The organism is Hymenobacter defluvii (assembly GCF_017589435.1).
GTDB classification, from domain to species: Bacteria; Bacteroidota; Bacteroidia; order Cytophagales; family Hymenobacteraceae; genus Hymenobacter; species Hymenobacter profundi.
Map to the genome: position 1 here is coordinate 13,573 of NZ_JAGETX010000018.1, position 13,861 is coordinate 27,433.

The 13,861-nt window shown below is 56.1% G+C and carries 12 protein-coding genes; 6 read left to right on the forward strand and 6 right to left on the reverse strand.

The window, feature by feature from the left end; translation table 11 throughout:
* Positions 1-1,713, reverse strand: a complete 1,713-nt coding sequence (locus J4D97_RS19390) for a carbamoyltransferase family protein (protein ID WP_208309011.1) — start codon at positions 1,711-1,713, stop codon at positions 1-3.
* 289 nt (positions 1,714-2,002) lie between these two features.
* Here J4D97_RS19390 and J4D97_RS19395 point away from each other — a divergent pair, with 289 nt between their 5' ends.
* Entirely contained in the window at positions 2,003-2,359 is a 357-nt protein-coding gene (locus tag J4D97_RS19395; protein WP_185281831.1) for a group III truncated hemoglobin, read from the forward strand.
* A gap of 80 nt (positions 2,360-2,439) precedes the next feature.
* Here the strand turns inward: J4D97_RS19395 and odhB are convergent, their stop codons facing one another.
* From odhB to J4D97_RS19410, 3 genes are all read right to left on the reverse strand, one after another.
* On the reverse strand, positions 2,440-4,101 hold the full coding sequence (gene odhB, locus J4D97_RS19400; RefSeq protein ID WP_208309012.1) for a 2-oxoglutarate dehydrogenase complex dihydrolipoyllysine-residue succinyltransferase: 1,662 nt from the start codon (positions 4,099-4,101) through the stop codon (positions 2,440-2,442).
* Positions 4,102-4,190: 89 nt separating this feature from the next.
* Positions 4,191-7,118, reverse strand: a complete 2,928-nt coding sequence (locus tag J4D97_RS19405; protein WP_208309013.1) for a 2-oxoglutarate dehydrogenase E1 component — start codon at positions 7,116-7,118, stop codon at positions 4,191-4,193.
* 227 nt (positions 7,119-7,345) lie between these two features.
* Positions 7,346-8,554 carry an SMP-30/gluconolactonase/LRE family protein gene (locus tag J4D97_RS19410; protein ID WP_208309014.1) on the reverse strand — a complete coding sequence of 403 codons (1,209 nt, stop codon included), beginning with the start codon at positions 8,552-8,554 and terminating at the stop codon, positions 7,346-7,348.
* 495 nt (positions 8,555-9,049) lie between these two features.
* Between J4D97_RS19410 and J4D97_RS19415 the strand changes: the two genes are divergently transcribed.
* Positions 9,050-9,580, forward strand: a complete 531-nt coding sequence (locus tag J4D97_RS19415) for a hypothetical protein (RefSeq protein ID WP_208309015.1) — start codon at positions 9,050-9,052, stop codon at positions 9,578-9,580.
* Here the strand turns inward: J4D97_RS19415 and J4D97_RS19420 are convergent.
* The gene (locus J4D97_RS19420) at positions 9,573-10,610 is read right to left on the reverse strand and encodes a hypothetical protein (RefSeq protein ID WP_243900417.1); all 1,038 of its coding nucleotides are present in this window, start codon (positions 10,608-10,610) and stop codon (positions 9,573-9,575) included. The two genes, J4D97_RS19415 and J4D97_RS19420, sit on opposite strands and share 8 nt — an antisense overlap.
* A gap of 49 nt (positions 10,611-10,659) precedes the next feature.
* On the reverse strand, positions 10,660-11,361 hold the full coding sequence (locus J4D97_RS19425; protein ID WP_347879371.1) for a ComF family protein: 702 nt from the start codon (positions 11,359-11,361) through the stop codon (positions 10,660-10,662).
* A gap of 156 nt (positions 11,362-11,517) precedes the next feature.
* Between J4D97_RS19425 and J4D97_RS19430 the strand changes: the two genes are divergently transcribed.
* The 4 genes from J4D97_RS19430 (at position 11,518) to J4D97_RS19445 (ending at position 13,814) form a co-directional block, all read left to right on the forward strand.
* Entirely contained in the window at positions 11,518-12,069 is a 552-nt protein-coding gene (locus J4D97_RS19430) for a hypothetical protein (protein WP_208309016.1), read from the forward strand.
* Between the two features lie 119 nt (positions 12,070-12,188).
* Positions 12,189-12,551 carry a carboxymuconolactone decarboxylase family protein gene (locus J4D97_RS19435; RefSeq protein WP_208309017.1) on the forward strand — a complete coding sequence of 121 codons (363 nt, stop codon included), beginning with the start codon at positions 12,189-12,191 and terminating at the stop codon, positions 12,549-12,551.
* Entirely contained in the window at positions 12,551-12,904 is a 354-nt protein-coding gene (locus J4D97_RS19440) for a hypothetical protein (RefSeq protein WP_208309018.1), read from the forward strand. The genes J4D97_RS19435 and J4D97_RS19440 overlap by 1 nt, the downstream gene beginning before the upstream one ends.
* A 145-nt stretch (positions 12,905-13,049) precedes the next feature.
* On the forward strand, positions 13,050-13,814 hold the full coding sequence (locus tag J4D97_RS19445; RefSeq protein WP_208309019.1) for an exodeoxyribonuclease III: 765 nt from the start codon (positions 13,050-13,052) through the stop codon (positions 13,812-13,814).
* The last annotated feature ends 47 nt before the right edge of the window (positions 13,815-13,861 follow it).

Sequence of the window (13,861 nt, forward strand, 5' to 3'; positions counted from 1 at the left end):
TTACTTCCGCAACAAAAACGGCCCCAGCACCAGCGCATCCAGCCCCGACTGAAAGTAGCAGTCCAGCGCGTCGGCCGGCGACTCTACCAGGGGCATGCCGTTGACGTTGAACGACGTATTGAGCAACACCGGCACACCGCGCCGCTGCTCAAACGCCAGTAATAGTTGATGAAATAACGGATCATCAGCGGCACACACGGTTTGCAGGCGGCCCGTGCCGTCGTCGTGGGTTACGGCAGGTAGGCGTGGGCGCACTTCAGGCCGTAGCGGAAACACACGCTCCATGAAGTAGGATGTTTCGCCGGCGGGCAACTCGAAAAACTCGTGCTGGCGCTCCTCGGGTACGGCCGGCGCAAAGGGCCGGAAGGCTTCGCGGTGCTTCACGCTGGCATTCACCCGCGCCTGCATGTCGGGGAGGGTAGGGTCGGCCAGGATGCTACGGTGGCCCAAGGCCCGCTGCCCCAGCTCCGATGCTCCCTGAAACCAGCCGACCACTTGGCCGGCAGCCAACAGATCGGCAGTGGTAGCAACCAGGTTTGCGGGGCGCTGGTGGGGTAGGCGGCGGCGGTGCAGTTCAGCGGCTATTTCCTCTTCCGTATAAGTGCAGCCAAAGAAATTGTGCCGGGCGGCCTTTCCTGTGCCGGGCGGGTTTCCCGTCAGCTGCTGAAAACCATATAAGGCGCTACCCACGCTGATGCCAGTGTCATCGGGCGTGCCACCGATGAAGATTTCCTGGTAAGGTGTGTGGCTACGCAGCTTGCCGTTGAGCACCGAATTCATCAACACGCCGCCGCCTAGCACCAAACGTTGCTGGCCAGTTTGAGCGTGTAGGTTGGTCAATAGCTCAAATACTACCTCCTCCGTAATACGCTGCACGGCCGCCACAATGTCGTATTCGCGCTGCGTAAGTGGTGCGCCGGTGGGTAGGGCTGGGCCTAGCAGGGCCTCTAGCTTAGGTGAGTAGTAGCGGGGCGTGAAAAACAGGAAAAACTCAAAGTAGCGCAGATCGATTTCGTAGTGCAGCCCTTCTACGGTGATGAGCGGGCGAAGCAGCTGGTAATATGTGTTCCAGTTGCCACGGGCCGCCAGTGCCATCACCTTCCACTCGTCGCTGTTGGGCCGAAACCCGAGGAAATCGGTGAAAGCGGCGTAGAACAGGCCCAGCGAATGCGGCGTGCGGTTGGCAGCTAGCTCGCGCACCGTGCTACCCTGGACAGTGCCCAGCAGCCCGGTGGTAGTTTCGCCAAAGCCATCGGCTACCAAAAAATCAGCTTCACCTCCAAATCCTGACTGCCACAGCGCATTGGCCAAGTGCGCCTGGTGGTGGTCTACGTAGTGCAAGCGCGTGGTATTACCTAGTTCGCCGAGCAGCGTTTGCTGCACGCCGCGCACATCGGTGCGTAGGGCGGCTAGCTCGTTTAGAGTGAGTTGGGCCAGTTGGCTCCGGTCGCGCAAGGCTTCGGTGGTGGTGAGGGTAGGCTGCGCAAGGTAGGGCGCGGGGTTCCAGCCTACGAAAACGTCAGTAACGTCCGTAATCTTCCTACCTGCGGCAGCACAACAATAGGTAATAGCCCGACGCGGAAATGACTTGTCCTGCTTCACGCGGGAAAGTCGCTCTTCGGCAATGGCAACCTGCACTTGTCCATCGGGACTTAGCAAACACGCAGAGGCATGAAAACCGCTACAGTTAATCCCCAGAATAACATGCTCCACAGGCAATAAGAAAAGTAACAAAACGAAACCAGGCTCTAAAATAGAGCTTCTCGAAACTATGCTGACTGTCCGAAGTGACAACAGCGTTTTGTTCTCCTACAATCAACTGCTGAACAGTGGCTTATCTATTCACTCTAATCTTATACATCGAAACTCGTCAATAAAACTTTACTGATAATATATATAACTTTTAAGTTAATTCATTTGTACCTTCGTTGCTGCAACTCCTACTCGATAATAACGTATCTCGGAAATACATCTACCCACAATTAATCTTTTCCTGACCGCTATGGCTACTACCACTTTGCCCGACATCCGTACGGAAGGGGACATCAAGACGTTGGTCGACTCTTTTTGTCAGCACCTTTACAACGACGAAGTATTGGCCCCGGCGTTCAATGCCATGGCTCGTATTCACTGGCCCTACCACCTCACCTCCATGTATCAGTACTGGAGCAGCACATTGCTGAGTGGCAGAACGGATGTCAACGGCGAAGCCATTCCCCACAACCTGGTTCTACCGGTTACCAGCCCCAACTTTCAGCGTTGGGTAAACTTATTTTACGGTACGGTAGCAGAACATTTTTCCGGCTCAAAAGCTGAAGAAGCCAAACTGAAAATGATGAGCATGGCATCGGGTGCCTAATCTGCTGATCATTATTTAGTAAAAACGAAGCGGCCGCTCACCAGATGGTGAGCGGCCGCTTCGTTTTTGTGTTTTCTACCTTATACACCCAGCAGCAGACGCGTAGGGTCTTCGAGCAACTCCTTCACGCGCACCAGGAACGATACCGACTCGCGGCCGTCGATGATGCGGTGGTCGTAGCTCAGGGCCAGGTACATCATGGGGCGAACCACTACCTGCCCGTTTTCAGCTACAGGGCGTTGGATGATGTTGTGCATCCCCAGAATAGCCGATTGCGGCGCGTTGATGATGGGCGTGCTCATCATAGAGCCAAATACGCCGCCATTGGTGATGGTGAACGTGCCGCCGGTCATCTGCTCAATGGTCAGCTTGTTGTCGCGGGCCAAGCTAGCAAGGCGCACGATTTCCTTCTCAATACCATCGAACGACAGTTCTTCGGCGTTGCGAATGACAGGTACTACTAGGCCTTTAGGAGCCGATACTGCAATGCTGATGTCGCAGAAATCGTTGTACACGATGTCGCCACCGTCGATTTGGGCATTCACGGCGGGCCACTCTTTCAGGGCTACGCACACCGCTTTGGTGAAGAACGACATGAAGCCGAGACCCACCGAGTGCTTCTCCTTGAACTTGTCTTTGAACTTGTTGCGCAGGTCCATAATCGGCTGCATGTTCACCTCGTTGAAGGTAGTGAGCATGGCCGTTTCGTTTTTCACCGATACCAAGCGGCGGGCCACCGTCTTGCGCAGGTTGCTCATCCGCTCGCGGCGCGAGTTGCGGTTGACAGTGGTAGCTTCTGTGGCGGCCGGAGCCGGCGCTGCTAGCGCCGGGGCTGCCTGCGGTGCGGGAGCAGCGGGCTTTGCTTGCGCGTTTTGGGCGTCTTCCTTGGTGATCCGGCCGTCGCGGCCGCTACCCTGCACGTCGGCAGCGTTGATACCTTTTTCGCCAAGAATCTTACCAGCAGCCGGCGAGGGCGTACTCGTAGCATAGGAGGTAGTGCCAGCGTTGACAGCAGGTTGCGCTGAAGCAGGCGCAGATTGCGCGGCGGCTGGCGCAGCAGCCGGGGCCGCTGAAGCGCCACTGTTACCACCTTCGATGCGAGCTACTACGGTACCAATGGCAATAGTTTCACCTTCACCTACAGCGTGGCGTAAGGTACCGGCTGCCTCCGCGGGTAGTTCAAACGTGGCTTTGTCCGATTCCAGCTCGGCAATTACCTCGTCGCGGTCCACTTGGGCGCCGTCGGGCTTCAGCCACTTCGACACGGTTACCTCCGTGATGGATTCGCCTACTGTCGGAATCTTCATTTCGATAGTGCCACCGCTGCTGGGAGCTTCGGCAGGAGCCGCGTCCGACGTTGCGCTGTCTTCGGGCGTACCGCCGTAGCCGGCTTGGTCGCTGGCCGCGGGGTTTTCCTCGCCTTTAGAGATGGGGTCGTTGCTAGGTGCAGCAGCAGGAGTCGCAGCGGGTTTTGTAGCGTCTGGGGTAGCGTCTGCCGCCGGGGCATCGGCACCACCGATTTCGGCAATCGTCGTTCCGATACCAATCGTTTCGCCTTCGGCTACCTGAATGCTCAGTGTGCCATCGGCTTCAGCGGGCAACTCAAACGTGGCTTTATCCGATTCCAGCTCGGCAATGATTTCGTCGCGTTTCACGGCTTCGCCGTCTTTTTTCAACCATTTGGCAATGGTTACTTCCGTAATGGATTCGCCAACGGCGGGTATTTTAATTTCCAGACCCATAGGTGGGAGAGTTAAGGGTTGTGGGGCGATGGGATAAGCATTTCTACCCGGCTGCTGACTGAGAGCCAGCAGCCGGGTAGGCAACTGAATTAATCGAGCTTCTTGGCTTCTTCTACGGTTTCCTTGATGTTCTCGTCGGCTACCTCTTCGCGGGGCTTGTCGAAGGCACGCGCTACCAAGTCTTTCTGCTCTTTCACGTGCACTTTGTTGTAGCCGGTAGCAGGCGAGGCCGAGGCTTTGCGGGCTACCACGTCTTCCAACTCGCGGCGCATGAAGCGTAGCAGATAGTTCCAGTAGCCCATGTTTTCGGGCTCTTCCTGTACCCAGTAGATTTTGGCTTTCGGATACTTTGCCAGCTCGGCATCCAGCTGCTTTTTGGGGAAGGGGTGCAGCTGCTCCATCCGCACAATCGCCACGTCGGTGCGGCCCGACTGCTGCTGTTCGTCCAGCAGATCGTAGTACACTTTGCCCGAGCACAGCAGTACGCGCTTCACTTTCTTGGCGTCGGCATAGTCATCACCCAGCACTTCCTCGAAGCGACCCGACGTGAAATCCTCCACCGGCGACACACACAGCGGATGGCGCAGCATCGACTTGGGCGACATCACCACCAGCGGCTTACGGAATTCCCATACCAACTGACGACGCAGAGCGTGGAAGAAGTTGGCCGGCGTGGTGATGTTGGCTACCACAATGTTGTTCTCGGCGGCCAGTTGCAGGAAGCGCTCGGGGCGGGCGTTGGAGTGCTCGGGGCCCTGGCCTTCGTAGCCGTGGGGTAGGAGCATCACCACGCCGTTCATGCGCTGCCACTTGCTTTCCGACGACACCACAAACTGGTCAATCATCGTCTGGGCACCGTTGGCGAAGTCACCGAACTGGGCTTCCCACACCACCAGCGCGGTGGGGTTGGCCATGGCATAACCAAACTCGAAGCCCAGCACTGCATACTCACTCAGCAGCGAGTTGTAGATGCGCAGGTTTTCGTGGTCGCCTTTCAGGTGGTTGAGCGAGTTGTAGGGCGCCGAGGTTTCGGCGTCGTGCAGCACAGCGTGGCGGTGCGAGAACGTACCGCGCTGGCAGTCCTGACCACTCACACGCACAATGTGGTTCTCGGCCAACAGCGAGCCGTAGGCCAGCAGTTCGCCGGCGGCCCAGTTCAGTTGCCGCGTCTCGAAGAACATCTTGCGGCGCTCTTTCAGCAGGTTATCAATCTGCTTAAGCGGTTTGAATCCTTCAGGTAGCGTGGTCAGCGCCTCGCCTACCTTCTGTACCGTCTCCTCGCTCACGCCCGTTTCCGGCGACTGCTCGAAGTCCTGGTTTGTGCTGCGGCGCAGGTTGCGCCACTCATTTTCCAGAGGCTGATACTTATAGGGTAGAGGCTGCTGTTTCACCTGATCGAGGCGGGCTTGCAGCAGGTCGCGGAACTCGCGGTCCATCTGCTTGGCCAACTCCGCGTCTACGTCGCCGCGCTCTACCAGGCGGGCGTTGTAAATCTCGCGCGGGTTCTTGTGCTTTGAGATGATGTTGTAGAGGGTAGGCTGCGTGAACTTCGGCTCGTCCGACTCGTTGTGGCCGTGGCGGCGGTAGCACACCATATCCACAAAAATATCGGCGTGGAACTGCTGACGGTACTCCGTGGCTAGGCGCACAGCGAATACGACTGCCTCGGGGTCGTCGCCGTTCACGTGAATCACGGGCGCGTCGATAATCTTCGCCAGATCCGTGCTGTAGATAGACGAGCGAGCGTCCTCAAAATCAGTGGTAAAGCCTACCTGGTTGTTGATGACGAAGTGAATGGTACCGCCCGTCTTGTAGCCTTCCAGCTGCGACATCTGCGTTACCTCGTAGCCAATACCCTGGCCGGCCAAGGCAGCGTCGCCGTGGATGAGGATGGGTAGGATCTTGTGATAATCGTCTTGGTACTCGTGCTCAATCTTGGCGCGTACCAGACCTTCTACCACGGGGTTCACCGCCTCTAGGTGCGAGGGGTTGGGCGCCAGCTTCAGGTTCACTTGGTGGCCCGATTCGGTGTCTACCTCCGACGAGTAGCCCATGTGGTACTTCACGTCGCCGTCGCCCATGGTTAGGTCGGGCTTGGCCGTACCTTCAAACTCCGAGAAGATCTGCTCGTACGTTTTGCCCATAATGTTGGCCAGCACGTTCAAGCGGCCGCGGTGGGCCATGCCAATCACCACTTCGCGCACGCCCAACTCAGCACCCTTTTCAATGATGGCATCAAGGGCTGGAATGGCTGTTTCGCCGCCTTCCAATGAGAAGCGCTTCTGCCCCAGGAACTTGGTATGCAGGAAGTTTTCGAACACTACGGCTTCATTTAGCTTGCGCAGAATCCGTTTCTTGTAGTCATCCGAAGGGTTGAAGTTCAGCGCGTCGTGCTCCGCTTTGGTGCGGAACCAGTCCAGCACCTGCGGGTCGCGGATATACATGTATTCGAAGCCCACTGTACCCGTGTAAATGGACTGCAAGCCGGCAATAATTTCGCGCAGGGTAGGCGCCTCACCCAATCCCAGAATAGAGCCGTTGCGGAAAGGCGTGTCCAAATCGGCTTCGCTCAGACCAAAGTTCGCCAGATCGAGGCGGGCTTTACGGTCTTTGCGCTGGCGCACCGGGTTGGTTTTGGCCAACAGGTGGCCGCGGCTGCGGTAAGCGTAAATCAGGTTACGCACGGCCGTTTCCTTATCCGGTGCAGCCTCATTGCTGTTGCGCAAAGCACCCGCGCTATCGGTAGAAGCGCTGGTGTTCAGCACACCGTAGCCGGGGCGCTGCTCCGGAATGGCTTCCAGGGTAGGCGCAGCGGGAGCGGGAGGCGTAGACGGAGTAGCCGTACCGTTGATTGCAACGGGTTTTTCGCCTTCGGCTGGGTATTGCTGCGAGAAGTCGAAACCCTCGAAGAATTTTCGCCAGCCGAAATCTACTGAATCGGGGTCCTGCTTGTACGCTTGGTACAGTTGGTCGATATACTCGCCGTGCGCGTTGGCGATATAGGAGTAAGCATCCATAGGTGGGGGTGAGGTAAGGGCGCTATGTAAGTTGAAAGCAAAAGTAAAGTACTTGAATAGAAGTCAAAAACTCATATTCGTGTTTTCAAATAAACTTTATAATCAAAACTTTACAGTAATACTGCATATTGAACTCTGTATTCTTACGAGGTTATAGGCTATAAGTAATAAAAAAAAGCCTTTTCCTGGCGGAAAAGGCTTTTAAAAACATATGCATTTATCTGTCTTTACTTGGGCAGACTCATTTTAAAGATATGATACGGCTGATCCTGTTGGCCAACACCTTTGCTCCAGGTAGGTGTTTTGTGGATGGCCGAGTTCGTTACATATAAGGTAGTGCCATCGGCGGAGAATGCAAACGTATCCGGCCACTCTAGACGGGGGTCCTGCACTACGGTTTCAATCTTGCCCGCCGGCGTGCGCCGTTTGATGGAATGATCTTCAAAAGCTGTCAAGTATAAGTTGTTCTGCGCGTCTAGAATCATGCCGTCGCAAGCAGGCACTTTGCCCAAATCTTCAATCTGCGCGGCCAGTTGCGCATCGCTCAGGCTGGCGTTGCGCAACGCTTCGGTTTTGATACGGTACAGTGCGTAGCTGGTCAGCGGCTTCCAGTAGAGGTACTGTCCATCCTGGCTCAAGGCGATGCCATCGGCGTTGAATTGGCCCTGCTTGCCGGTAGGGTCTACCAGCAGCTTGCCATCGGCCTTAATATTCAGGGTAGTGTCGCCTACCATGGAAGGGTGTTTCGCTAGCAACCGGCGCGCCTTGCCCGAGCCCAGGTCTACTACCACCAAGCTGCCCTCGCCCGACTCGGTGATGTAGGCGTAGTTCTGCTGCGTGTCTACGCGCACGTCGTTGAGGTAGGACTTGCTCGGGGCTACGCTCTCGGGAAAGACAATATTTTGCACGACCGTATTCGTTTTAGGATCGATTTTCACCAGCTTCGGGCCGCCGGGTACGGTGGCTTTCAGGCCAGGAGAGGCCGGATCGAGCACCCATAGCATGCCGGCGCGGTCGGCGTACACGCTTTGCGGGCAAATCCAGTGCTTCTGCGGTTCGTTGCGGACTGTCTCGTTCCAAGTGCACCACGCTGCATTGGGGTAGGGCTTGAGGGAGTTGTTAGCGCCTACCTCGGCTATGGGGTACACAGGGTTATTATCCCAGCGCGGAAAATCGCCAAATACGCGGCCGTCGGGCAGCACGGCTACGCCCACAATTTGCGGCTCGCGGAAGGCGGCCACAATTTGCAGTGGGGAGTTAGCATCGCCTTTGGGAGCTGCGGCCCGGCCTACCAGCGCCGTAGTATCGTTGGCGGCATTGTCTGCCATGGTAGTACCAGGGGTAGGAGAAGAGCAGCTAGCAGCCAGCAAGGCCAGCGCACCAGCTACGGCAAGTGAGCCTGCACGGCGGTGAGCAAAAGAAAAACAAGAAAGCATAGAGGGGAGAAATGGAGGTGAGGAAAAGGGCTATAGCGCAAGGAAAACTTCTTCTCATACGGCGCTCGACAAACGGCGTTAGGACCAATCCAAGTCATTTTTTTACTTCTATGCCAACCCTATGGCGTATGCGCCGTACTATGGCACCTCAAAGAATGGAATAACAACGGCACCCTGACGCTAATTTTTTTAGCACGCTTTTTTTACCTTCGCTTTGCCTTGCAGCACAACCCGTCGCAACGGCTTCACAGGATTCAATTAATAAATAGTTGTACCTTTGCCAGCAAGTAGGCAGTAAATGTCCCGCTTATTACCATTAACAAGCAGTTAAATCGCCTCTTTTCCTGCTTCACTAGCTTAATCAGGCTTCTCAATCTCTTCTGAACACACTGGCTTTGCAAGCGATTTTCGCTGCAAATTGCCTTTCCTGTTAGCCGGAATTAGCCGGCTGCCTACCCTCTTCAGGCTAAGCAAGAGTCCACTAAAGCTACTTTGATGTCCATTGCTTTATTTCTGCTCACGTTTCTCTTTCCGCCCCACGTTGTTATGCAACCGGCGGCCCTACCCTCTACGGTAGCTCAACTGAGTCCACGTCCGGTAACCCTGTTGCTACCCCAACCTGTTGTGTTGGCGCATCACACGCCGCGCCGCCTGACCTCGTACCGCGTCACGGCAACCGTTTACTCGGCCAAGGCCAGCCAGACGGATAGTGAGCCATTTGTTACGGCCGATAACTCGCGCATCTCGCGTCATCATACCAGCAAACGGCGCTGGATGGCCCTCTCCCGGGATATGTTGAAGAACTGGGGTGGTAAGTTTGATTTCGGTGACTCCGTACGTGTGAAAGGCATTTCGCCAGAGTTGGATGGCGTGTACGTCATCCACGACACCATGAACAAGCGCCTGCACCGCACCATCGATTTGCTGGTGGGCCGCCACGAAAAAATTTACGGCAAGTGGGACGACGTGACCATCAAGAAGGTGGAAGACACGCCGCCCGTACTCCCCGAATGGCAGGCTAGTTAAGCCTACTTTTGTCCTCGGGGCGCTGCGCCAGCAGCTCCGCTACCTTTTCTACCGGTTGCGGGTTCCCAGCCTCATCATACAGATAGCTAAGTGGTTGCGCTGAATTTTGCATGATTTCCGCCAGCGGAATATGCCACGTCTTCCACATTTCCAACAGCGCCTGGCCGTAGCCGCTGTTGTCCCAGGGGTTGAAAACCGGCCCCGTCACATCATCTATTAGGGTATCCATCACTACGTGGTCGTCGCCGGCTTGCACGGAACGGGCGAAGTAATCGGGCACTACATTGAACAGGTAGGCCGCATAGTACACGCGCGCTTTAAACTCGGCAATCTGGACCGGGTGTAGCGGCCGCTGGGCCTGCTGGTAGATGCCGCGCATGGCCTGCCGAATAATCCCGTTATCAACCAAGCAGCTCGTAATCACCGCGTTATCAAGCTTGATGCTGAACACCATCGTGGTCAGGTCGTCGTCGTACTCAAAGGGTAGGGCAGGTTGCGTGATATCGGCTTCCAAAATAAATATGGACGCCGGCACAAAATCATCAAACTCCATGGGCACGCGCAGGGCTTGCAGCGTCTGGAAATACGCCTGAAAGCGGCGGAACATCTGCGCGTTTTCGGCCAGCGGGTAGCGGGGCTTGATCAGCGGATTCAGCTCCGTGAGCAGCTCTGTGACCAGCACCCCGTAGAACATCTTGCCCAGCCACAAGAACAACGTTTTCTCGTCCAGTGCGCGCAGGCCGTCCAATCCGGCCGCGGCGGCTTCGGCTACCTGCGCTTCCAGCGGCTCTACGTGCTGGGTGCGGCAGCGGGCACAGCACGAAATGGTGAGGTGTTGATAGGTGGTAATGCTCTGATCGAGCAGTTGAATAGGCCGCTCGGCCAGGTGGTAGCGCTCCATCAGCCACGGTGCAAACACCGGCACGGCATCGGTAGGGGGTGTAGTAGGCGTGCCACACAAAAAGCATTGCTCAGGGCTAAAGCGCATGCCCTCGAAAGGGTCGTACAGGGTCAGATCAGAAATCGGCATACTTCTATAACAAGCGAAACCGCAAAAGTACGGCGCCGTCGGCATAGCCCTACCTGTCGGCGCAAGCCAGGGTAGCAATACTAACGCTGCTGGCGCCGGCGCCTAGCAGCGCGGCGGCACAGGCTTCGAGCGTAGCACCAGTCGTCAGCACGTCATCTACCAGCAAGATACGCTGGCCGGCTACTAGCTCGGGCGCGGCTACTTCGAATACAGTGGCTACATTTCGCCACCGCTCTAAGCGCGTTTTACTGGTTTGGGAACTGGTGTGCGTAGTGCGGCGCAGTGCGTGGGCGTGCCACGGGAGCTGCAAGCCGTTGGCAAAGCCTTCGGCCACGCAATCAGACTGATTATAACCGCGCTTCGCCAGCTTGCGCGGGTGCAGCGGCACGGGCACGACTAAGTCGAAAGATTCGTGTAGGCCGTGCTGGCGCAATTCGGCGCCGTACCACTCGCCCAGCACTACGCCTACTTGCCGCTGTCCGCGGTATTTGAGCTGGTGCAACAGGTGCTGCACCCGGCCGCGCCGCAGAAACCGCAGATAGCTAAACGCTTGTGCTACGGGCACTTTGCCCCAAAAGCGCCGGGCCAAGGGGTTATCGGTGGGGGGTAGGAGGTGGTAGTCGGTGTAGGGCAGTTGGGCGCGGCAGCCGGTGCAGATGTGGCTTTCGCCCCGCGCCAAGGGTTCCTCGCAGGCCAGACACACGCGCGGGAAAAGCAGGGAAACGAAGTCGGCAAGCGGGGCGAGTAGCACGGTGGGTATGAGAGTTTGATTTTAAGCTCAGAGTTTATTGGATTTTTAGGCGTAACTGAATAAAAATCAGCTTATTGCTTTCTTTTCATGCAACTATTTATCGCATAATCAACTCTTCTTTCTGCGCTCCTTTTACTTCTACCTATCTGTATATCAATGATTCCATACAAATACATGGCCATTGCGGCGATAAGCTCGGTGTTGCTACTCGAAGGATGTAAGGAGGATGCTGACGTAGTACAGAGTCAGGTAGATGTGCGCTTCGTGGTGCTGAACGCTCAAGGGCAGCAAACCTCTGTTTTCAAGGCAGGTGAAAATGTGGTGTTTAGGCTTCAGATCATGAACCAGTCAGATCAGATGCTCCTACTAGACAACCCTATTTTTCTTGATCAGCGCTTCTGTGAAGTACGCAAGCGAGGTAGCAGCGACGAGCAGATTTCTTTGGGCAAGCCCTATAATAGCATCTTCTGTACTTATCAGGGAGGACATGTGCTGCCAGCTCACGGCAGTCAAACCATACAGATTCCGTGGGTAGCAGATAGCACAGTGCTGACCACTACCCACTTTTGTAGTGTGCTGCATAAACAGTTTCTCCCCATTGGCCGCTATTATTCCTCCTTCACTACCCCTATCGCACTTTATCAAAATAATGAGCAGATAGGTGAAATTCCTGAAAGGACGTACACCGTCGAGTTTGAGGTTCGTTGAGCCGCGGGTGTAACTAAGAGCGGCGTTTGTGGTTAATTTTGGATTTCATTCCTACAATCAACCACTCGTGTTCCTCTCCGCCCTGTGAGCGGTACGGAACCGAATTCTACTCGCACCCTATGTCCCTCGTCACCGAATTCAACGACTACCGCCAGCAGATGAACGATAAGATCATGGCGGCTGATAACAAGGTCATCAAGCGTTTCTTCAATCTCGACACCAACACCTACCAGGAAGGCGCTGTGGATGTGAAGACCAAGGAGATGATTGGTCTGGCCTGCTCCATGGTGTTGCGCTGCGACGACTGCATCAAATATCACCTGGGTAAGTGCCACGAAGAAGGCCTAACCGACACTGAGATTTACGAAGTCTTTGCCATTGCCAACCTCATCGGCGGCAGCATTGTGATTCCGCACTTCCGCCGCGCCGTGGAATATTGGGAAGTGCTGAAAGAAGAAGCCGCTAGCGCTGCCAACGCCTGATGGAACACGAATCTGAGGAAGATTTTGAATACCGCTGGCTGAAGCTGCGCAATGAGATGAAGGCCCGCTTCGGCAAAAAGCCCGACCTAAACGCCATGCTCCTGCTCATTGGTGTGCAGGAGCTGGGCCAGGGTGCGGGACCCTTCACCAAAGAGCAGAAGCAGGACCTGATGCACATTGCTACCTGCCGGGTCTTCAGCATCTCGGGCTACTATGAGCTGGACCGCGTGGACGACGACGGATGGCCACACTACCGCTTGGTGCGCCCCGTGCCTTTTGCCAACCTCAAGGAGCAGGAACGCATGTTGCAATGGCACATTGTGGAGTATTTCGATTCGTTGGAAGACGAGTAATTAATGCTGTCATCCTGAGTGCAGCGGAGCGAAGTGAAGGACCTTATCACGTAAGAACAACCATTACAATAACGGCTCGCGCCAGCGTGATAAGGTCCTTCACTACGCTCCGCTGCGTTCAGGATGACAAAAAATTATCCTCATTTTGAACATCATCACCTACAACGTCAACGGCTTGCGCTCAGCCCTGAGCAAAGGCCTACTCGATTGGGTAGCCCAAGTCCAGCCCGACGTGCTGTGCCTACAAGAAATAAAAGCGGGTAGGGATGCCCTGAACGTGGCCGGTTTTGCCGACCTCGGCTACCATGCCTACCTACACCCAGCCGAAAAACCAGGCTACAGCGGCGTGGCCACATTCTCAAAAGTGAAGCCCAACAACGTCGCCGTAGGCTGCGGCACCGCCGATTACGATTCGGAGGGTAGGGTGCTGCGGCTGGATTTCGACGACTTTTCGGTGCTGAACACCTACATGCCATCGGGCACCAGCGGGCCGGAGCGGCAAGCGTTTAAGGTGGAGTGGCTGCACTTTTTTCGGCGCTACGTGCGCGAGTTGCAAGCGGCCGGCGTGCCCCCGCTCATCATCGGCGGCGACTTCAACTGCTGCCAAACCGACATCGACCTGCACAACCCTAAGACCAACCAGAACAGCCCCGGCTTCACGCCCGAGGAGCGCCAGTGGTTCCGGGATTTTCTAGCCGATGGCTTCACCGACTCTTTCCGCCACCATCACGGCGACGCCACTGGCCAGTATTCCTGGTGGACCTACCGCGCCGGCGCCCGCGCCCGCAATGTAGGCTGGCGCCTCGACCACCTGCTGGTAGATAAGCAGTTAGAGCCGCGTATTCTGAAAGCCGGCCTGCTGCCTGACGCGGTGCACTCCGACCATTGCCCGGCCTTCGTGGTGCTGTAGAGGCGCCTTACAGGTGCCCGTCGTTGCTGAGGATAGGGCTTTGTGCG